The 20,889-nt window shown below is 62.1% G+C and carries 16 protein-coding genes and 2 pseudogenes; 6 read left to right on the top strand and 12 right to left on the bottom strand.

What is annotated here, in order from left to right:
* Positions 1-115 precede the first annotated feature (115 nt).
* Both HNO86_RS24145 and feaR read left to right on the top strand, forming a co-directional pair.
* The gene (locus tag HNO86_RS24145; protein WP_175379436.1) at positions 116-1,066 is read left to right on the top strand and encodes a PDR/VanB family oxidoreductase; all 951 of its coding nucleotides are present in this window, start codon (positions 116-118) and stop codon (positions 1,064-1,066) included.
* 152 nt (positions 1,067-1,218) lie between these two features.
* Positions 1,219-2,139, top strand: coding sequence for a transcriptional regulator FeaR (feaR, locus tag HNO86_RS24140; RefSeq protein ID WP_175379435.1), 921 nt, complete (start codon positions 1,219-1,221; stop codon positions 2,137-2,139).
* Positions 2,140-2,406: 267 nt separating this feature from the next.
* Here feaR and HNO86_RS24135 read toward each other — a convergent pair whose 3' ends face one another.
* On the bottom strand, positions 2,407-3,036 hold the full coding sequence (locus HNO86_RS24135; RefSeq protein WP_175379434.1) for a response regulator transcription factor: 630 nt from the start codon (positions 3,034-3,036) through the stop codon (positions 2,407-2,409).
* Positions 3,037-3,293: 257 nt separating this feature from the next.
* Between HNO86_RS24135 and hpaC the strand changes: the two genes are divergently transcribed.
* Complete coding sequence (gene hpaC / locus HNO86_RS24130; RefSeq protein ID WP_175379433.1) at positions 3,294-3,800, top strand: 4-hydroxyphenylacetate 3-monooxygenase, reductase component; 507 nt, start codon at positions 3,294-3,296, stop codon at positions 3,798-3,800.
* A 138-nt stretch (positions 3,801-3,938) separates the two neighbouring features.
* Here hpaC and HNO86_RS24125 read toward each other — a convergent pair whose 3' ends face one another.
* From HNO86_RS24125 to HNO86_RS24105, 6 genes and pseudogenes are all read right to left on the bottom strand, one after another.
* Positions 3,939-4,952, bottom strand: coding sequence for a phosphotransferase enzyme family protein (locus HNO86_RS24125; RefSeq protein WP_175379432.1), 1,014 nt, complete (start codon positions 4,950-4,952; stop codon positions 3,939-3,941).
* A gap of 8 nt (positions 4,953-4,960) precedes the next feature.
* Positions 4,961-6,238, bottom strand: coding sequence for an aspartate aminotransferase family protein (locus HNO86_RS24120; RefSeq protein WP_175379431.1), 1,278 nt, complete (start codon positions 6,236-6,238; stop codon positions 4,961-4,963).
* A complete protein-coding gene (locus HNO86_RS24115; RefSeq protein ID WP_175379430.1) occupies positions 6,231-7,544 on the bottom strand; it encodes an amino acid permease in 1,314 nt (437 codons plus the stop codon). The genes HNO86_RS24120 and HNO86_RS24115 overlap by 8 nt, the downstream gene beginning before the upstream one ends.
* Positions 7,545-7,890: 346 nt before the next feature.
* Positions 7,891-8,490, bottom strand: a pseudogene (locus HNO86_RS30695) (methyl-accepting chemotaxis protein); the annotation flags it as partial.
* 255 nt (positions 8,491-8,745) lie between these two features.
* A pseudogene (locus HNO86_RS30690) lies at positions 8,746-9,798 on the bottom strand (HAMP domain-containing protein); the annotation flags it as partial.
* Positions 9,799-10,217: 419 nt separating this feature from the next.
* Positions 10,218-11,540, bottom strand: a complete 1,323-nt coding sequence (locus HNO86_RS24105; protein WP_175379428.1) for a hypothetical protein — start codon at positions 11,538-11,540, stop codon at positions 10,218-10,220.
* A 3-nt stretch (positions 11,541-11,543) separates the two neighbouring features.
* Here HNO86_RS24105 and HNO86_RS24100 point away from each other — a divergent pair, with 3 nt between their 5' ends.
* The 3 genes from HNO86_RS24100 (at position 11,544) to HNO86_RS24090 (ending at position 14,323) form a co-directional block, all read left to right on the top strand.
* Positions 11,544-11,924: a hypothetical protein gene (locus HNO86_RS24100; RefSeq protein WP_175379427.1), complete on the top strand. Its 381-nt coding sequence runs from the start codon at positions 11,544-11,546 to the stop codon at positions 11,922-11,924.
* 402 nt (positions 11,925-12,326) lie between these two features.
* The gene (locus HNO86_RS24095) at positions 12,327-12,716 is read left to right on the top strand and encodes a cytochrome c family protein (protein WP_175379426.1); all 390 of its coding nucleotides are present in this window, start codon (positions 12,327-12,329) and stop codon (positions 12,714-12,716) included.
* Positions 12,717-12,832: 116 nt separating this feature from the next.
* Positions 12,833-14,323 (top strand): aldehyde dehydrogenase family protein, encoded by a 1,491-nt coding sequence (locus HNO86_RS24090; RefSeq protein ID WP_175379425.1) that lies wholly within the window; start codon positions 12,833-12,835, stop codon positions 14,321-14,323.
* 189 nt (positions 14,324-14,512) lie between these two features.
* Here the strand turns inward: HNO86_RS24090 and HNO86_RS24085 are convergent, their stop codons facing one another.
* From HNO86_RS24085 to HNO86_RS24065, 5 genes are all read right to left on the bottom strand, one after another.
* On the bottom strand, positions 14,513-16,897 hold the full coding sequence (locus tag HNO86_RS24085) for a DUF3772 domain-containing protein (protein WP_175379424.1): 2,385 nt from the start codon (positions 16,895-16,897) through the stop codon (positions 14,513-14,515).
* A 369-nt stretch (positions 16,898-17,266) separates the two neighbouring features.
* A complete protein-coding gene (locus HNO86_RS24080) occupies positions 17,267-18,679 on the bottom strand; it encodes a heavy metal sensor histidine kinase (protein ID WP_372242556.1) in 1,413 nt (470 codons plus the stop codon).
* Positions 18,676-19,347: a heavy metal response regulator transcription factor gene (locus HNO86_RS24075; protein WP_175379423.1), complete on the bottom strand. Its 672-nt coding sequence runs from the start codon at positions 19,345-19,347 to the stop codon at positions 18,676-18,678. Before HNO86_RS24075 ends, HNO86_RS24080 begins: the two co-directional genes overlap by 4 nt.
* A gap of 112 nt (positions 19,348-19,459) precedes the next feature.
* Positions 19,460-19,717, bottom strand: a complete 258-nt coding sequence (locus HNO86_RS24070; protein ID WP_175379422.1) for a DUF2790 domain-containing protein — start codon at positions 19,715-19,717, stop codon at positions 19,460-19,462.
* Positions 19,718-19,841: 124 nt separating this feature from the next.
* Positions 19,842-20,615, bottom strand: a complete 774-nt coding sequence (locus HNO86_RS24065; RefSeq protein WP_175379421.1) for an alpha/beta hydrolase — start codon at positions 20,613-20,615, stop codon at positions 19,842-19,844.
* Positions 20,616-20,889 lie beyond the last annotated feature (274 nt).

Genomic DNA, 20,889 nt, shown 5'->3' with positions numbered 1-20,889 from the left:
ATCTTTTGATCTTGATCTTGAAAAGCAAAATCAAAAGATCGCAGCCTTCGGCAGCTCCTACAGGGGATGTGGTTCAAGCAATGATTAACCGAAACAACAGAATTCAGGTGATGCAATGATGAAGGTGAAGATCGAAAGGATCGTCGACGAAGCGCTGGATATCCGTTCCTTTCGCCTCGTGCGCAGTGACGGCCAGCCGCTCGACACCTATGAGCCGGGCGCCCACGTGGACCTCACGGGGCCGACCGGCGTGACCCGCCAATATTCCCTGTGCAGCCCGCCCGAGGATCGCCGCGCCTACCTGGTGGCAGTGAAGAAGGAAGCGCAGTCGCGTGGTGGCTCGCTGGCGCTGCACGAGCAGGTGGAAGAGGGCATGGAGCTGGAAATGGGGGCGCCGCGCAACCTGTTCCGCCTCGATGCCGGTGCCACCGAACACGTATTGTTCGCCGCCGGTATCGGCGTCACGCCGCTGCTGAGCATGGCCTATCGCCTGGCCGAGAGCGGTCAGCCGTACCGCCTGCATTACTTCGCCCGTGCGGCGCAGTACGCGGCCTTTACCGAGCTGCTGTCGACTCAGTTCGCCGACAACGTGGAGTTCCACTACGGCGTGGAGCCTTCGGACCTGGACGGCGCCCTGAGCGAATGCCTGGCCCGCGCTGGCGACGATGCCCACGTCTACACCTGCGGTCCGGCGCCGTTCATGAACAAGGTCGTGGAAGTGGCTTCGCGCAGCCGTTCCGACGACGCCATCCACCTCGAACACTTCGCCGCCGACCCGGCCGCCAACAGCGCGCCGACCGGCAGTTTCGAAGTGGAACTGGCCAGCTCCGGCGTGGTGCTGCAGGTACCGGCCGACAGCAGCCTGGTGGATGTGCTACAGGCCCACGGTTGCGACATCGACACCGAGTGCCGCGAAGGCATCTGCGGCACCTGCATCGTCGAGGTATTGGACGGTTTGCCGGAGCACCGCGACAACTGCCTGTCGAACAAGGAAAAGGCGTCCAACAAGCAGATCTGCGCCTGCGTATCCCGGGCACTTTCCGCTCGTCTGGTCCTGGACATTTAAGCGCTGCACGGCTGGAAAACCGACGCCGGAGCCTGTTGAATGGGCGCCCGGCGGCCCTCAGGGAGGAGAGGTCGGAACATGAAAGATTTTTAACGAACCGCTCGACGAAGCGGTCGAAGAATAACAACAAAAACACGTGAGGCTCTGCGGACATGATTACTGCATCGGCGGTGCGCAATGAGGCATTCGAAAGCTGGCTCAGCCAGGTCAACCAGGCCTGCGGGCGTTTCGACGCCCGCGCGCTGGACACCGATTTTTATGGCGAGCTGGCGGAATTTCGCAGCGGCGCCATCAAACTCAGTGTGGTCGACATGGCGCACGTGCACCTGTATCGCTCCGACAAGGACGTCAGCATCAGCAGCGACGGCCATTACTACGCGGTGTTCCAGATGCGCGGCAGTTCGCAGCTGGAGCAGGGCGACAACCGTGCGCAGCTGGGTTGCGGCGACATCGCCCTGATCGACGCCAGCCGCCCCAGCGACATGACCTACAACCACGATTCCCGTCAGTTGTCGCTGATCCTGCCGCGCCAGGTGGTGGAGCGTGGTTCGCATTTCTCGGCGGTCAACTGCGCCACCCGCATCGGCGCCAACAACCCGCTGGCGGCCATGGCCAACAAGCTGGTGCTGGAAACCCGCCAGCAGGAAGGGCTGGACATGCAGGAAAGCGAGGCGGTGCTCGACGCCCTGGTCAGCCTGCTGCTGCCCGGCGTCAGCGCCCGCGACATCGCCGGCGATGCCCATGAACGGCAGTTCCGCAAGATCATCGCCTTCATCGACGAACACATCAGCAACGAAGAGCTCTGCCCCGAACTGATCGCCCGTGAGGTGGGGGTTTCGGTGCGCGGGCTGTACCGGATGTTCTCCAAGCGCGGGCTGGTGGTGGCGCAATACATCAAGCACCGGCGCCTGGATTTCTGCGCCGAAAACCTGCGCCGCTCGGATGTGGAGCAGAAGCTTTCGGCGCTGTGTTATGCCTGGGGTTTCTCCGATTCCAGCTACTTCTCCTCGGCGTTCAAATCGCGCTTCGGCGTATCTCCGGGCGCCTATCGCAAGCGCTACAGCCAGAACTGACACCCCACAACATCCCTGTAGGAGCTGCCGAAGGCTGCGATCTTTTAAAGCAAAATCAAAAGATCGCAGCCTTTGGCAGCTCCTACAGGTTTGATGGTGTCAGATGAAAGGGATGTTGGATTTGCCGGCCTCTTCGCGAGCAAGCCCGCTCCCACATTGGTTCTGCTGTGAACACAATTTTTGTGTATGACAGAGATCCAATGTGGGAGCGGGCTTGCTCGCGAAGGCGGCCTTGCGGCCACCGCAATGGTCAGGGCAAGGTGAGCCTCAGTGCCGCACCGGCTCCTCACCCGGCAAATGCAGCACTTCGCGCACCAGCATCGCGATGCTGCTCACGCCCATCTTTTCCTTGATCTTGGTGCGGTGCACATCGACGGTCTTGACGCTGATGTTCAGCTCCCGGGCGATCACCTTGCTGGCCTTGCCATCGATCACCAGCATCAGCACTTCACGCTCGCGGCTGGTCAGCAGGGCGAGCTTGCCTTGCAGGTTCTGGCGCTGCTGCTGGTCGGCCTGGGCGTGCACGGCGGCCTTCAGCGCGGCCTGGATGCGGTCGATCATCTGCTGCGGGTTGTAGGGCTTCTCGACGAAGTCCAGGGCGCCGTTCTTCATCGCCGTGACCGACATCGGGATATCGCCATGGGCCGAGACGAAGATCGTCGGCAGGGTGCTGCCGCGCTGGTTGAGGATCTCCTGCAACTGGAAACCGCTGGTCTCCGGCATGCGCACGTCCAGCACCAGGCAGGCGGGCTGCTGGGGGTCGTACTGGCTGAGGAATTCATCGGCGCCGGCAAAGCACTGCGCCTGGACACTGACGGACTCCAGCAACCACGCCAGCGAGGTGCGCAGGTCCTTGTCGTCGTCAACGATGTAAACAATCGGTTTGCGGGTTTCCATCGGGGCTGCCACGAAATTTCTAATTATTGTTTTCGCGCGCGAACGCGCGGCACGCATCGGCTCATTTTTTTGGAGCCAGTGTGCAGGATAGCCATTGTGACCAGCCCTTGCGATAAAGAAACCACCTAGTCGACTAGCGGAAAGCCTACCTCGGCGTGGGGATCGTCAGAATGGTTGCGCGCGGCCTTGAGCCTTAGTCTTGTTCCATCACCTACGGGCCGCAAACCAGCGGTCCTCCTGAAGGAAGGGGCACCGACATGGCCGACCTGAGCCAGCAGCAAATCGACTTTCGCAACGCCATGGCGCAGTTGCCGGCGGCAGTGAACATCATCACCACCAATGGCCCTGGCGGCCGTTGCGGCATCACCGCCAGCGCGGTGTGCTCGGTGACCGACTCGCCACCCACCGTGCTGGTGTGCGTCAACCGCAACAGCGCCACCCACGACGTGTTCCGCACCAACGGCCATCTGTGCGTGAACGTGCTGTGCGGTGAACAGGAAGAACTGGCCAAGCACTTCGCCGGCATGACCAAAGTGCCGATGGAAGAACGTTTCGCCTGGGACCTGTGGGACGACGGCGCGGCCGAAGTGCCGGTACTGCGCGATGCGCTGGTGCAGCTGGAAGGGCGAATCAGCGAGTGCAAGGAAGTGGGCTCGCACTCGGTGATGTTCGTGGAGCTTACCAAAGTGGGCGTGCGCGAACCGCGGGACAGCCTGGTGTACTTCAACCGCCTGTTCCATCGTCTGGATCATGCTGCGGCCTGATATGCATTGCTTTGTGTAAGCGCTGCCGAAGGCTGCGATCTTTTGACCTTGATTTTCAGGATCAAGATCAAAAGATCGCAGCCTCGTTGCACTCGACAGCTCCTACAGGGGCCGGCGGTGGGCACCGGCCATTGTGGGTCAGGCTTGCAGATACTCCCGGGCCAACCCGCAGGCCCGCTCGATCAGCATCGGCGCCATTTCGATCGCGGTCTGCGTGCCCTGGCGGGTGTGAATCCAGCCCAGGTAAGTCGTGCCGCGCAGCAGCAGGAACAACGCCAGCGTCTGCCGATCCGCCTCGGTCAACGGTTTGACCGCGTGATACCCCGCCAGCAACGCCGCCTTGATGTGCTCATAACGCGGATCATCCAGACAGAAATACAGCGCAGTCGCCAACTCAAACATATGCCAGCCAAACCCGGCATCATCGAAGTCGATCAAGCGCAAACGCGGGCCTTCGATCAGCAGGTTTTCCGGCACCAGATCGGCGTGAATCATGCCGAAATTACCCAGGTGCCGGCCATACTGACGCAAGTCCCGACGCGCCCGACGCCGCGCCTGTTGCAGCAGGTCCCGCTGCTCATCACTCAACTGCTCCAGCTCCCAGAACCGCCCCCAGAACGGATTGGCGCCGATCAAACCTTCCTCATCCCAGGCATGCCGGACAAACTCGTCCGGCTGCTGCCAATCCGCCGAATGCAGATGAATCCGTGCGGCAATCGCACCGGCTTCGGCAAACAGAAAATCAATCTCGGTATCGGCCTGCACCCCGGCCTCGGACGTGCCTGCGGTCGCGCCGGGCAGCCAGGCAAGCATGTCGACATGCCGCTCGCCGACCTCCGCGTGGCTCACCTCGATCAAATGCCGCTGATCCTGCGATCGAATGATCTGCGGCACGGTGATCCCGGCGCTTTCCAGCGCCTCCATCCATTGCAGTTCCGAACGCAGCGCCGCTTCGCAGTGATAGCCGTTGCGGTGGATGCGCAGGGCCACGCGCTGGCCGTCGTGGCGGCGGGCGGAGAACACCGCGTTCTCGCGGTATTTCACCAGTTCGATGTCGGCGAAATCGCCTTCCCAGTGCTGCAGGGCGTGGCGCGCCAGATCGTGCAGGCGAGCCACCTGCTGGTCGTGGCTCAAAGTGTGGAATTCAGTCATGGCAGGCCTCAAATCGCGCTCAGGGCGTGGTCCAGGGTGTCGACGAAGATATCTGCGTGTTCGCGGTTGAACACCAGCGGCGGGCGCAGCTTGAGGATGTTGTCGCCGGCGCCGATCTTGCTGATCAGCACGCCGTTGTCGCGCATGTCATTGACCACCTTGCGCGCCTCCAGGCCCGCCGGTTCCTTGCTGGCGTGATCGCGCACCAGTTCCATGGCGAAGAACAGGCCCTTGCCGCGTACATCGCCGATGATCGAATGCTTGACGGCCAGCGCCTGCAAACGCTGCTGCACGTAGGCGCCGACGGTCTGCGCATTGAGCAGCAGTTGTTTCTCTTCAATCTCGTCCAGCACTGCCATGCCCACCGCCGCCGCCACGGGCGAACCGCCGAAGGTGTTGAAGTACATGGCGTTGCGCCCGAACGATTCGACCAGCGCCTTGTAGGTAATCAGCCCGGCCAGCGGATAGCCGTTGCCCATGGGTTTGCCGAGGGTGACGATGTCCGGGGTCACGCCGTGGGCCTGATGGCCCCACAGGTGATCGCCGGTACGACCGAAACCGGACTGCACTTCATCGGCGATGAACAAGCCGCCCGCCGCACGGATCAGCTCCGCGGCCCTGGCGACGAACCTGGCCGGCACCCGAGGCAATCCTTCGTTGGCGAACAGGGTGTCGATCAACAGCGCCGCCGGGCGAATGCCCTGGGCCTGCATCGAGGCAATCGCGGCGGCGATGTTGGCCGCGTATTCATCCGCCAGTTGCGCCTCGGTGGTGCCGGCCGGTGCGCGGTACAGGCACGGGATCGGCACGGCGCGGGCATGGGCGGCGAAGGGTTCGGGCGAGGGCAGGGCGGTGGTCACTTCGGCCAGGGACGCCGAGTTACCGTGGTAGTTGTAGTCGCTGATGATGATCCCGGTACCGCCGCTGGCGTAACGCGCCAGGCGCAGCGCCAGTTCATTGGCCTCGGTGCCGGTGCAGGTAAACATCGCGGTGTCCAGCGGCTGGGCGAAGGTGGCGGTCAGGCGCTCGGCGTAACGCACCACTTGCTCGTCCAGATAGCGGGTGTGGATGTTCAGGGTGCTCGCCTGGCGATGCATCGCCTCGACCACGCGCGGGTTGCAGTGACCGACGCAAGGCACGTTGTTGTAGACGTCCAGGTAGCGGCGACCGTCGATGTCGTACAGCCAAACGCCTTCGCCACGAACAAGATGCAGCGGTTTGTCGTAGAACAGCGGCGATGCGCTGCCCAGTACGCGGTGGCGGCGTTGCAGGAGAGTGTCAGGCATGGTCTGGAACCTCGATTGCGGTGCTGCGGCGAGTGCGCAGCAGGAAGTTGAAAATGCACAGCACGAAGGTCGCGCCGAGGGCGATCAGCATCTTGAGATCGAGCTGGAAGCAGGCGGCGATCACCACCAGCGTCAGGGCCAGGCCCAGCCAGGCCACCAGCTTGCCGCCGATCAGGCTGAACGGGCGTGGCAGGTCGGGCTGGCTGCTCTTGATGCGCAGGTAGGCGCCGAAAATGAACAGGTAGCAAACATTGAGCAGCAGCACGACCGCGAGCATCACGGTGGCCGGATCGACCTCGGACAAAGGCAGGCCGATGGCGCCGATCAGCAACAGCGCCGGGTAAGGCGTGCCGCGCTTGCCGGTCTTGCCCAGCCACTGCGGGAACAGGCCGTCGCGGGCCATGGCGAACAGCTGCCGGGACGCGGCGTAGACCAGGGAGAAGAAGGTGGCGATCAGGCCGAACACGCCGCCGCAGCCGATGACCTTGGCCAGCCAGGAGTTTTCACCGAAGGCGCTGTTGCTGGACATCGCCGCGTACAGCGGATCGCCCGCCGAACCCACCAGCTCGACGCCACCGGCACCCGGTGCGCAGACCAGTACCACCAACGCCGTAACGAGCAGGGTGCCGACCGCCGCGAGAATGCCGCGGGGCATGGTGCGGCCAGGGTTGTGCGCTTCTTCCGCCGCCGAGCCGGTCTGCTCGACCGTAATGAACAGCCAGATGGCGAACGGCACACAGGCGAAGATCCCGCCCAGGCTGACCGGGGTGCTGACATTGGCCGGCAACACCAGCAGGTTGGCGAGTTCCACGTGGGGTGCCATGGCGACACCGAAGGTCAGCAGCGCGACGACCGCGATGATGCCGGCAATGAACGTCAGGCCCATGGCCTCGCCGACGCCGCGCAGGTGAATCCCGATGATCACCGCGAAAAGGGCGATCTTCACCGGCCAGCCGCCGATGCCGAAGATCGACTCGGTGTAGGCGCAGATGAAGGTCGCGGCGGCGCCGGTGCCGATGGTCAACGCTAGCGCGCAAGCGACACCGACCAGGTAACCCACGAACGGCCCGAAGGCGGTTTGCGCGTAGACGAACACGCCGCCCGCGCTGGGCAGGGCGGTGGACAGCTCCGCCACACACAACGCCAGGCCACCACACAGCAGCGCCATCAACAGCGTGGCAATCAGCATGTTCAACCAGCCACCGGCCGCCAACCCGAAGTTCCAGCCGGAAAACTGCCCGGCCACCACCAACGCAATTCCGAGGCCGGCAATCTTTGGCCAGCCCAGCGCACTTTTCTTGAGCACAGAAGTCTCCCGCGGCCAGAAGGCCGATTTATTGTTTTAGTGAGAAATGGAGGGGGTAGAGCGTTGCTTGCGCTTCGATACTACGCGCGGGGTGTGTGGCGGCATGTTTGCGTGCATGCCATGTGGTTGATTGTGGGTGCCAGATTGGGTGAATTCAGCAAGGACCCTGCGGGAGCGGGCTTGCCCGCGAGGGCGGAGTGTCAGGCGACATCGATGTTGAATCTAATGGCCTCATCGCGGGCAAGCCCGCTCCCACAGGGATCTTCGGTGAACACAGGATTTGTGTACGGCCGAGATCCATTGTGGGAGCTTGCTCGCGATGGCGGCATTTCAGGCGACATCAATCTTAAATGCGAAAACTCCCCACCAACTGATTCAACCGCGCCGCCTGCTGCTCAAGCTCGGTGCATGCGCGCAGGGTCGATTGCAGGTTTTCCACGCCTTGCTGGTTGAGGGTGTTGATCTGGGTGATGTCGACGTTCAGGGCTTCGACCACGGCGGTCTGTTCTTCGGTGGCGGCGGCGACGGACTGGTTGACGTTGTCGATCTCGCCGATGCGCTGGGTCACGCTGCCCAGGCGGGTGCCGGCGAGGTTGGCGATGTTGACGCTTTCCTCGCTGTGCTGCTGGCTTTCGGTCATGGTGGTCACCGAATCCCGGGCGCCGACTTGCAGTTCCTCGATCATTTGCTGGATCTCCAGCGCCGAGGTCTGGGTGCGTCCGGCCAGGCTGCGCACTTCATCGGCGACCACCGCAAAGCCACGCCCGGCTTCGCCGGCCCGCGCCGCTTCGATCGCCGCGTTGAGCGCCAGCAGGTTGGTCTGCTGGGAGATGCCCTTGATCACTTCGAGGATCTGCCCGATGTTCACGGTCTTGTCGTTGAGCACCTCGATGTTGGCGCAGGACTCGCTGATCTTGCCCGACAACTCGTTCATCACCTCGATCGTGCGCTGCACAACTTGACGCCCATCCTCCGCCTGCTGCCGGGCGTTGGACGCCTGGTGCGAAGCGTCGCTGGCGTTGTGCGCGATCTCCTGCGCCGCCGCCCCCAGCTGATTGATCGCCGCCGCCACGCTGTTGGTGCGACTCGATTGATCGTCGAAATTGCTCAGCGACGAATTGGACGCCTCCAGCACCCGACGGGCGCCCTCGTTAACGCCGAGCGCCGCCGACGACACTTCGCGAATCGACTGATGAATGCGCTCGACAAAGCGGTTGAACGCCGTCGCCAGCTGGCCGATTTCATCCCGCGACTGCACTTGCAGGCGCCGCGTCAGGTCGCCTTCGCCGAGGGAAATGTCTTCCATGACCCGCGTCAGCACCTGCAACGGCCGGGTGATGCGTTGCGCCGTGTACCAGATCAGCAGCAGGCCGAGCAGGGCCGAGCCACCGCCGAGCAGCAGGGCCAGCGCGGTGCTTTTCGCGCCCTGGGCATCGAGTTCGTTCTGCAGGGTGGTGACCGGCGCCAGCAGTACCTCTTGCGGCACGCCCACCAGCACACCCCAGGGCGCGGCGCCGGCAATGGGTGCCAGGGGTTCGAGGACCTTGATCTGCTGCGGGTCGACAAACACTTTCGGCTGACCCTGGCGCAGAGCGTCCATCACGTCCGCGTTGTCCATCGGCGAACCCAGGCGACTGACGTCCTGGCTGTTGGCCGAGATCACCCCGCGAGGGCTGACGATGCTGATCTGCCCGTGGCCGTCGAACAGCTCGCGGGCACTGGCTTCACTGTTGTTCTGCAGGACGGCGAGGTTGATGTCGAGGCCTACCACGGCAATGACTTTGCCGTTTTCCAGCAGGGGGAAGGCGACGCTGGTGACCAGCTTGCGGCTGCCGGACGCTTCGTCGAAGTAGGGCTCCAGCACGCAAGCCTGACGGGTGTCGCGGGCGCAGGTGTAGAAGGCGTTGTACGGCGCGCCGCTCGGCCCTGGCTCGGTGTTGGCCAGCAGGCCTTCGTCGCCGATCACCGCTTGCAGTTCACCGGGTTTGCTTTGCACCCAGTACAACGAGAAGCGGCCTTTCTCGTTGCTGCCAAGCTCTGCCTTGTCGGCGAAACTGCTGTCCTGGCCGTCGAGCGCATCAGGTTCAAAAATGACGTAAAGCCCGAGCAGGTCGGGCTTGTCTTTGAGGGCCTGTTGAAGCTGGCTACTCAGCTCCTGGCGCAGTTGTGGGCGGGTCAATGTGCCCTGATGCTGAAGTTGTCGCAGATAGAGCAGGTATCGCGATAACCCCTGGCCGAATTCATGGGTCTGCATGAAGGTGCGCTGCACCTGCATGGCCTGCACCTTGCCCAGCGCCTGCATGTGTTCCTTGGCCGCATCGGCGAGCATTTCACTGCTGGCCTGGTCCACCTGCTGGCTGCTTTGCCGGGTCTGGTACAGCGACAACCCCATCAGCAGGCCCACCACCAGCAACAGGCAGAGGCCGGCGAGCAGGGCGATCTTGCTCTGGATCGTGTGAAATCGTTTGTGCATAGGAAATACCTTTTTCCCTGAAGCCGTAACACCCGGCCCCCTGTAGCAGCTGGCGAAGCTTGCGTGCGACTGCGCAGCAGTCGCAAAACCTGTGCACTGGATCTGCCTGACAGACCGCAGTGCCTGAATTTACGACTGCTTCGCAGCCGGACGCAGGCTGCGCCAGCTGCTACAAAGGGCAGGGCGTGCTCTGTTTGAGGTTAGAAAGTGGACGCGAAAATCACTTGGCTGTAGACGTTCCTGTCGTTGTTGCCCAGCTGGGTGCCGCCCTGTTCGGCGCTCTTGTCCGGCTGGAAAATGCCGATCAGCGGCATGATGCTCAGGTGGTCGTTGACGTGCCATTCGGCATAGATATCGGTTTCATGACCGTCGTTGTTGCCCAGGTTGCGGTCGATGGTGTCGAAGTTGAAGTACATCGCGCCGACAGTCAGGTTCTCCAGTGGCGAGACGGTGAACTTCAGTTGCTGGATGCGCGCGTTGCTGTTGAACGGGCCGGCATAGTTGCCCGCCACTTCGCCCTGGAACCAGGTACCGAAACCACGGCTGAAACCGTAGAACAGGGTGTCGTAGTTTTCCGAGAAGCGGCTGTAGCGATAGCTGGCGTACGGTGTCCAGAGCGCGTCGGAGAAGGTCCAGCCGGCTTCCAGATACCAACCGTCTTCGCTGGAGGTATGAGGTTTGTCCTGCTTGGCGTATTCGCCGGAGAGAAACAGGTCCTTGACCCCGGCGTTGCCGGTGGCGCGCAGGCTCCAGGTCTTCATGCCGTCGCGTTCGAGCTGGATCGGCGAGGCGTATTGTTCGTCGATGTCGGTGGTGTCGATGTAGGTCAGGCCCACGGTGCCGGCCTCGGACACGTGCTCCAGGGTGCCGACATACATTTCGGTCATGGCCTGGGCGCGGTTGTTGGATTTGAGCCACATCAGGTCGCCACGCCAGCCTTCCTTGCCACCGATGCGCAGCACGGCGGTCTCGTCGAACGCCTTGCGCGCGGCCAGCCAGTAGGCACCGCCACGGTTGAACTCGCCATCGGCCAGACCCTTGCCCATGTTCAGCGCGTCACCGTCGATCAGGAAGCCGTCGCCGACCACGATGTTCTGGCGGCCGAAGGACAGGTCGATACCGTCCGCACCCAGTACCGGGAACAGATCGGCCGAGCGCCAGCCCAGATAGGCGTCTTCGAACTTGGTGGTGCGTTCCGAGCCATCGCTGAACCCGGCGGCATCGCCGTCACCCCAGGTGCCGGAGCTCAGCAGGTTGGCGGCGCCATAGGTGGTGCCGGCGCCACTGAAACCCTTGTCGAAGGCCAGGCCGTACTTGATGTAACCCTCGCGCCACGACGACGAACCTTCATCGAGACGACCCGACAGGGCGTAGTTTTCCTGGCTGTGGAAAATGCCGAAAACCGCTTCCAGTGTGGCGTTCAGGTGCGTGTCGCTGTCTGAGTACAGTTCATAGGCTCCGGCCTGCCCGGCACTGATCATCAGCGCGAGCGTGGAAAGGCGGAGCAGGGGAGACTTGAGCATGGCATGACATCCGTTCTTGTTCTAAGGCGCAGGGTTGCGGTCTTTTTAGATACTAAGGGCCGCGTTTTTTTTGGCCTTTTGCCTGTTTGCCAATTAGTTGGTTGTGCATGCCAGATTGCATGGCAGGGTGATGGCACCTCCGCGTTTTCTGCGAATGACGTTTTGTGCAGGCGCTGCCGAAGGCTGCGATCTTTTGATCTTGCTTTTAAAAATCAAAATCAAAAGATCGCAGCCTTCGGCAGCTCCTACAGGGGGGCGGTGGTGTTTGCGGGATTGCCGTTCGTCGGCAGTTTCGTGGGGCAGCGTGCAGGGTTTTGGGGTGGTGAAGGAAAGCTCCTACTGCGTCCTGCAGTGGCCAGATATGTGAAATGGCACGTGTCGTAAATCCGGTTAATTAGAGCTTCCTGTTCTTCTGTGAGAACTCTCCGTTAATGGTGGGCGAAGTTTCCGGAAAGAAGAATCAAGATCACGGGAGTCATCCCTGTTGATGGCAATCAATGAACTGAAAGATCCAACTTTGTCGAAAGAGGAAGTTGACGAGATTTTAGTGTTCTACGGCTTAAAATCAGACGAAGACCTGTAGGAGCGAGCTTGCTCGCTCCTACAGGAATGATGCAAGCGCAACGATCTGGCAGCCCCGCCAACACAACTGGCACGCAGGGCAAACCCTGTGCTTCGCCGAGCGCCGACAATCCCTTCCAACCTGCCGGGGCTCCGTTGCCTTGGCACTTTCAGTGTTGGCGTTCGTCTGCAAGACGGGCGCGTGGATTTTCAAGGTCGTTCCTTATGTTTACCGCCCTGCGTTTTTCCCTTTTTGGTTTGTTGTCCTTCACCCTGGCCCAGGCGGCGGTCGCTGCTGATTGCGCGCCGGTGCAGGCGCGTGGCGAACAGGTATTCGCCAATGAATGCGGCGTCTGCCATTCGGTGTCCAAAGGTGCGGTCGGGATGATGGGGCCGAATCTTTCGGGCGTGGTCGGACGCAAGTCCGGTTCGCTGGAAGGCTTCAACTACTCCCAGGCCATGCGCAGCAAGAACATCGACTGGCAGGCCGAGAACATCGATCAGCTGATCACTCAACCCCAGGCCTTCGTGCCGGGCACCTACATGCCTTACATGGGGCTGGCCTCCGCCGACGATCGTCAGGCGGTCGTGTGCTACCTCAAAGAACAACACTAAGCGGCCGGATATCTGGCTTATCAAACCCTGTAGGAACTGGCTTGCTTGAGCCTTGCATCGCCCTTGAGGGCGCTATCGCGAGCAAGCTCGCTCCCACTTTTGAATGAAGGTGATTTATGAGCAACGTTGAAATTCTGCCGCAGGTGGCTGCCTTCCTCGAACGCCGTCATGGCTGCTTTATCGATGGTCAATGGGTGTTCGCCGAAGGCGAGAGCATTGCCGTGGTCAACCCGGCCACTGGCCAGACCCTGTGCGAAACCATGGACGCGCCACTGGCAATCGTCGAGCAAGCCGTGCAGTCGTCGCACAAGGCTTTCAAGTCCGGTGTCTGGTCTGCGCTGCGTCCGGCCGATCGTGAACGCATCCTGCTCAACTTCACCCGCCTGGTAGAAGAGCACGCCGAAGAACTGGCACAACTGGAAACCCTGAGCCAGGGCAAGTCGATCAACATGGCCCGCGCGCTGGACCTGAACGCCACCGTCGAGTTCATGCGCTACATGTCCGGCTGGGCGACCAAGATCGAAGGCCAGACCTTCGACGTGTCGATCCCGCTGCCGCCAGGCGCCAAATTCACCGCCTTCACCAAGCGTGAACCGGTGGGCGTGGTGGTCGGTATCGTGCCGTGGAACTTCCCGCTGCTGATCGCCGCCTGGAAGCTGATGCCGGCATTGGCCACCGGTTGCACCGTGATCATCAAGCCGGCAATGGAAACCCCGCTGACTGCCATGCGTCTGGCCGAGCTGGCGCTGGAAGCCGGTATTCCGGCGGGTGTGTTCAACGTGGTCACCGGTGGTGGCGCCAACGTGGGCGGCGTGCTGACTTCGCATCCTTTGGTGAGCAAGGTGTCGTTCACCGGCTCCACCGCCGTGGGCAAGAGCGTGGGTGTGGCGTGCATGGAAAACATGACGCGCTTCTCCCTGGAGCTGGGCGGCAAGAACCCGATGATCGTGCTCGCCGATGCCGACATCGAAAAAGCCGTGCAGGGTGCGATCCTCGGCGGTCTGCTGAACAACGGCCAGGTGTGCGCTGCGGCCTCGCGTTTCTACGTGCACCGTTCGATCCACGACAAGTTCGTCGAGGCCCTGGCCGCGGCCGTCTCGGCGATGCCGATCGGCGCGGGCATGAACTGTGACGCGGCGATCAACCCGCTGGTGTCGCGCAAGCAGCAGCAAAGCGTGCTCAAGCACATCGAACTGGCTCGCCGCGAAGGCGCGCGGGTGGTGACCGGTGGCGAGTTGCTCGAAGGCGACGGCTTCTTCGTCCAGCCGACCATCCTGGCCGACATCGACCACGGCATGGCCGTGGCCCGCGAAGAAGTGTTCGGCCCGGTGCTGGGTGTGATGCCGTTCGATGACGAAGACGCCGTGATCGCGCTGGCCAACGACAACCGCTACGGCCTGGCCGCCAGCCTGTGGACTAACGACCTGAGCAAGGCGATGAACCTGGTGCCACGCATCGAAGCCGGCACGGTCTGGGTCAATGCCCACGTCCTGCTCGACCCGGCCATGCCGTTCGGTGGCGTCAAGCAATCGGGCATGGGCCGCGAGTTCGGTCGTGCGGTGATCGAGGCTTACACCGAGTTGAAGTCGGTTTGTATTGCGCATTGATCCAGTGATATCCGCCGAACCTGAGTTCGGCGATTTCCTGTAGCAGCTGCCGAAGGCTGCGTCCGGCTGCGAAGCAGTCGTAGAACCTGAGTGCGAGGTCTTACTGATACACCGCGTGCACAGGTTTCGCGACTGCTTCGCCGCCGGACGCAGGCTGCGCCAGCTGCTACAGGGTTATGTGGTGGCCCGCTAGGACGCAGGCGGTTTCGCCAGCTCTATCCCGGCGGTCCCCAGCCGCTTGAGAATTTCGAACAGCAGCTCGCTCTTGATCGCACCGACCGTGCGCGGGCTGTTGACGTAGCCGGTGACGGTCAAGGTGAGGCCTTCGGGTTTCAGCTGGCTGAAGCGCACGAACGGCGCCGGTTTGTCGAGAATCGATTCGTGTTCGATGTAGGTGTCGTACAGCAGGTTGCGCACTTGTTCCGGGTCGATGTCCAGCGGGAACATCAGCTCCAGTGTCGCCACCCCCTGGGCGCTGCCGCCGAGAGTGACGTTGCGCAGGTTCTGCGAGATCAGCTGCGAGTTGGGCACGATGACGATCGAGCGGTCGGCCAGCTGGATTTCCGTGGCCCGTACGTTGATCCGGCGGATGTCGCCTTCGACCCCGCTGATGCTGATCAGGTCTCCCACTTTCACCGGGCGCTCGGTCAGCAGGATCAGGCCGGAGACGAAGTTCTTGACGATTTCCTGCAGGCCGAAACCGATCCCCACCGACAAGGCGCTGACGATCCAGGCCAGGTTGGTCCATTGCACTCCCAGCGATGACAGGGTGAGCAGAAACACCAACACGTAGCCGATATTGGAAAACAGTGTGCTGAGGGAGGCACACATGCCGGGGTCCATTTCGGTTTTCGGCAGGAATTCGTTATCCAGCCAGCGGCGCAGCGTGCGGGTCAGGTAGATGCCGATGAACAGCGCCAGCACGGCATGCAGCAGGTTGGCCGGGACAATGTTCAGTTTGCGCAGTCCGTCGCCGCCGAGTATCGCCAGGGTATTGGTCGCCAGTTGGCCCAGCGTCGACCCAACCCCGCCCACCACCAATGAGATAAAGGCGATCAGTACCAGCGCGGCCCGTCCGATTCCGGACAGAACGATGGAAATCTGCTCCAGGCGCGGATCGCCGATTCCCAACAACTGTTTAAGAGCCTTGCCGCTGGAGTGCTTGGGTGAGAACAGGTACTCGCAGCCGTCGTTGAACAACTGGAACAGCAAGTAGAAGCCGGAAAAAATGATGAACAGCCAGACCAGTTCGTAAGTGATGAAGCGCGACAGGGAGATGTAGCCGAGCAACAAAGCCAGCAGGGAAACCACCACCGCAATGCTGGCGAAGGCATAAATCACCCCGGCCAGCGTCCGGCCCGCTTCGGGGGTTTCCCCGGCCACGACCAGCGCGCGGCGTGTTCTGTTGATGTGCAACAGCAGGGATCCGATCATCACTGAAATGACCAGTGCCACGAATCCCCGCACCGAGATCACCACTGCGGAGCTCATGTTGGTGACATTGGTCATTTGCGCCATCGCCACCAGAATCAGCAGGGTCCAGGCCAGGCGAATGGGGAAGGGTTTGATCGCCAGCGCCACCGGATTGGAAATGGCCGGCAGTCTCCACGAAGGATGTTTGGTCGACAGCAAGGCGCGGCTCAGGCCGGTGATCAGCACGCAGGTGTAGACGATTTTTTCGAAATCCTGGGAAAACCCTGCCAGTTGTGGCGTCAGCGGCAATAGCCGGGTGAGGGCATAAAACAGCAGTTGCAAGGCAAACCAGGCCGCCAGCACGGTGGCGAATACCGACGATAGCGCCAGGGCGCTGCGCCGCAATCGGCCTTCGGGCATGCGATGAATGCACAGCCATGTCAGTCCCTGGTCGGTCAGCCTGTGGCCGAAAAACCACAGGGCGAGGGCCAGCGCGAGCAGTACGCTGGTGTAGAAACGTTCGCCCGGTTGCCAGGCGGCATCGAGGGTGGCGCTAACCTGTCGCAGGAAATCACTCAGGCGCTGGCGGTCTTCGGCCGGAGGATTGAGCAGCGGTGCCCAGAACCATGGGTTGAGAATGCTATGGGTCTGCTGGGTCACTTCGGTTTCCAGCAGGCCGCGACGGATGGCGGCAATTTGCGTCAGCAGTTCGGTGGCGCTGGCCTTGAGCGCTGCCAACGCATTGAGCTTGCTGTCTACCTGGTTTTTTTGCCCGGTGAGGTCAGCCCTTTGCCGGGTAATGTCGGGCTTCTCAAGCCCGGCTTCATCAATCGGTGGCGGTCCCAGCACGCTCAACTGCGATTGCAATTGGGTCTGCACGGGATGCAGTAGTGCCGACAGCCGGGTGATTTCCTGGATCAACGCCTGAAGCAGATCCTGCGGGGCCTCCAGCTGACTGTAATTGCTGGCCTGGGACACCTGCTGCTTGAGGTTGCCGAGCCGCTGTTGCAGCTCCTGAAGCTCGCTGTCGGAAATGCTCGCGGAAATCGCCGTTGCACTGGCGGCAGGTGCGTCGGAGAGTGCCGCCACCGCCAGCATGGCGCCGCTGGCCCCGAACAGCGCGAAAGCCGCGACGATCATCCACTTCAATGTATGGCGCATAGGCGTGCCCGGCTGGTTGTTTGTCACCCAGCGTATGAGGTTAGGTCATGACGGGCTTTGTTGAGGGATTATTGGTCGATTGGGGGGTAAAAGAGGCAGCTTGCCGTAGGAAAAAGGCACTTCCATTTGACGAAACTTCCTAATCGTTCGGACGGCCCTGCTGGAGTGGTCGCGACGCTGTTAGCGTCCGCCGCATTATTTCCGCGCGCCATTCCCGGAAGAAGGTTTCTCAAATGAATGCACACTTGCCCCCCTCGTATGCCAACGAAATCCCTCCTGAGCCTCTCCACCGTCTTGATGTCTCGCCATCCATCGAGGGGGAGCAGTGCCAATGACCGCAGGCAATCACAATGGCTGCGATTTTTTCATCTATTCCCCCGACCGTCGCGCCGGGAAGAACAGCTCGAAACAGGTCACCCCATCGGCACTGCTGACGCTGTACTGCCCGTTATGCAGCTGCATGATCGTCGCCACGATCGACAGACCCAGGCCGTTGGACTGCGTCGAACGCTCGCGGGACGGGTCGACGCGGTAGAAGCGTTCGAACAGCCGGGGCAGATGCTCGGCGGGGATGGTCTGGCCGTGGTTGCTGACCTGTAGCCGGATGCCGTCGGCCGAGGGGGTGGCGAGAATCTGCAATGGGGTATCGGGCGCTCCGTACTTGATCGCGTTGGCGCACAGATTGGCCATGGCCCGGCGCAACAGCATCGGTTCGGCCCAGATCTGTCCGCTGCCCCGGGCATCGATATGGATGCCGGCTTCCGCCGCGAGCCCCTCGAAATAATCGGCCATGCGCTCCATTTCCTCGGCCGCGTCCAGCTCCTGGCGTTGGCTCAAGGCGCTGACGGGGTCGGTGCGGGCCAGGAACAGCATGTTGTCGAGCATCCTCGCCAGGCGCTCCAGCTCCTCGACGTTGGAGGCGAGCAGCTGTTGATAGGCCTCGATGCTGCGGTTCTGCTGCAAGGCGACCTGGGTTTCGCCCAGCAGGTTGTTGATCGGCGTGCGCAGTTCATGGGCCATGTCGGTCGACACCTGGCCCAATTGCACGAAGCCCTTGCCCAGGCGATCGAGCATGGCATTGAAGGCGTCGATCATCGGCAGCAGCTCTCGGGGTGCGCCTTGGCTGTCGAGGCGTTCGTTGAGATTGCCGACGTCGATGCCTTGCGCATGCCGGGCCAGACGGCGCACGGGCAATAGACCGCGATCGACCAGCACATAACCGGACAACGCCAGCAGGACCGCCGCTACGCTGGCGAACAGGTAAACGTTGAACCGGTAACGGGCGAGCACGGCGGTGCGCTCGGTCATCAGGCGCCCGGTGACCACTTCCAGGCTGCCCTGGTCGTCGGATTCGATAACGGCCGCCAACGCGGAAAAGGGTACACCGTCGACACTGGGCAAGTGCTGCACGTCGCCAAGGCCCAGCGGGTGATCCATGGGCATGGGGGCCAGGGCCGGCATGTGAAGGTTGCCCGGATTGACCACCAACAATGGCGGTTGCCCCGGTACGCCGATACTCAGCAGCGCTTCGCGGTTACCCAGCATGTTCTGGAATAGCGCCGGTTTGCTGCGGATCAGCTCCAGGGTGTTGCTGTCGTTGAGAAAGGTGCGCAGCTGATCGATGCGCGTCACCAGCGCCGCGTCGTCGCGGCGGATCAACTCGTGTTCCAGGTCGTGATAGAGCGCCACGCCGAGTGCCGTCAGCGAGACAAACGCCAGAAACGCGAACACCAGCGCCAGGCGCAGCGTCAGGGAGTGGTGCAACCGCGACAGGGTGCTCATGGTTGCGTATCGAAGCGGTAGCCGATGCCGCGCACGCTGTGGATCAGCTTGAGCGCGAACGGGTCGTCGATCTTCAGCCGCAGGCGGCGCACCGCGACATCCACCACGTTGGTGTCACTGTCGAAATTCATGTCCCAGACCCGTGACGCGATCATCGAACGCGACAGCACCTCGCCTTGATGGTTGGCGAACAGTTGCAGCAGGGCGAACTCCTTGTTGGTCAGGGTGATACGCAAGCCTGCGCGGGTGACGCGGCGTTTGAGCACGTCGATTTGCAGGTCTTCGATTTGTAGTTGCTCTTCTTCGCGGGTGGGACCACGGCGGGTCAGGGTCCGCAGGCGCGCCACCAGTTCGGCGAAGGAAAACGGCTTGATCAGGTAATCGTCTGCACCCAGTTCCAGTCCCTTGACGCGGTCGGCGATGTCATCGCGGGCGGTGAGGAACAGCACCGGGGTATCGGCTTCCTTGCGCAGGCGGCGCAAGACTTCCCAGCCATCCATTTTCGGCATCATCACGTCCAGCACGATCACGTCGAAGTCATGCTCCAGCGCCAGGTGCAGGCCGTCGACCCCGTCGCGAGCCAGGCTCACGGTATAGCCCAGCTCTTGCAAGCCATTGAGCAGGTAGTTGCCGGCCTTGGGTTCGTCTTCGACTACGAGGATGTTCATGGGATTTACCGGGTTCAGGGTCTACACGCTTGATGGATGGGCAGGCGGGCTACGGCGGCCTGCCCGTGCCGCCAGTGTAGCCCGATCACCCGGCGATACACCGGGATGACGATCAATGCTCATTGGTGCAACCGCTGCCTTGCACCAGGTAGTCCAGCTCATGCTGACGACCCTGGTGATCGAGGTAGTTCAACTGGGCGGGAATGATGCCGCATTGCTGGGAAATGTCGGTTTCGCCGACGACTTTGGCCACGTCCAGGTGAACGAAGGCGCCGTCCTTGTCGTGGATGACAGGCGCGCTGCTTTGGGTGTCGGCAAACGCCGAGCCGGTGGCGAGGAGGGCGGCAAAGGCGAGGAGATACAGTTTCATGATGAGTCTCTCTGTTGAGGTGTCGGGCTGTCGGCGAGGTGCCTGGCAGTGAGTTCAGGTTACTCAGGCAATCCGGACAGCCGACCAACAAGTCGATTACAAAGTTGTCATTAATGGACGCCGGTTACGGCTGGCGACCGGCGGCAGCGAGGATCAGGTCAGCAATCTCTTCGGAGTGGGAGACCAGCGACAAGTGGCTCGACGGCAGCTCGATCGTGGTCGCGCCCATGCGCTTGGCGAGGAAGCGTTCGAGGTCCGGGTTGATGGTCTGGTCCAGGCTGGACACGGCGTACCACGAAGGTTTGGTGTGCCAGGCGGCTGCCGTGGTGCGGTCGCTGAACAGGGTCTTGGCGATCGGTTGTTGCTCGGCGAACAATTGCATGGCCTTGTCATGGGGCACGTCGCTGGCGAAATACTTGAGGAAGGCGTCCTGCTTGAGACTGACAAACCCGTCGTGTTCTTCGGTGCCCGCGCGCACCGGCATGGTCGGGTATTTGGCCGAGAGGGCGACGAAGTCTTCCCCGGCATCCGGCGCGCGCGCGGCCACATACACCAGCGAACTGACCTTCGGATCGACCCCGGCTTCACTGACCACGGTACCGGCGTAGGAGTGGCCGACCAGTACCGTCGGGCCGTCTTGCTGATCGAGTACCCGCTTGGTGGCGGCCACATCGTCGGCCACCGAAGTCAGCGGGTTTTGCACGGCCGTGACATGCAGACCGGCTGCCTGCAAGCGAGCGATCACGTCCGACCAGCTGGAGCCATCGGCCCAGGAACCGTGCACCAGCACGACATTGTTGGCCTTGACCGGCGCGGTCGTTGTGGCGGCCATGGCCGAACCTGTGCCAAACATCATCAGGCTGGCGGCGATCAGGCAGAGTTTGCTCAATGGTTTCATGGTGTCGACCCTTGTCTTCATCAGTGGGAGGAGTGTCAGTCCGGGGTGGGTGACTGATGGGCTCACTGTAGGGAGGGAGGGGGTGGGTTTCGCTGACATATCAATGACAAGTTTGTCATTTAGGCGCGGTTGTATTTGGTCTTTCTTTGGGCGGCGCTGTATCGGTTGTCCTTGGTGATGCCTGACGACACACCCGAGAGTGTAGTGAGCGCGGTTGCGACGCTGGGAGGAGCCCACGCCCTGAGTCAAACTCAGCCGGAGGAGGTGGCGACGC

The sequence above is a fragment of the Pseudomonas sp. C1C7 genome, assembly GCF_013359595.1.
Classification (GTDB): Bacteria; Pseudomonadota; Gammaproteobacteria; order Pseudomonadales; family Pseudomonadaceae; genus Aquipseudomonas.
Note: the sequence above shows the minus strand (reverse complement) of the source record. Positions and strands in the feature narration are given on the sequence as shown.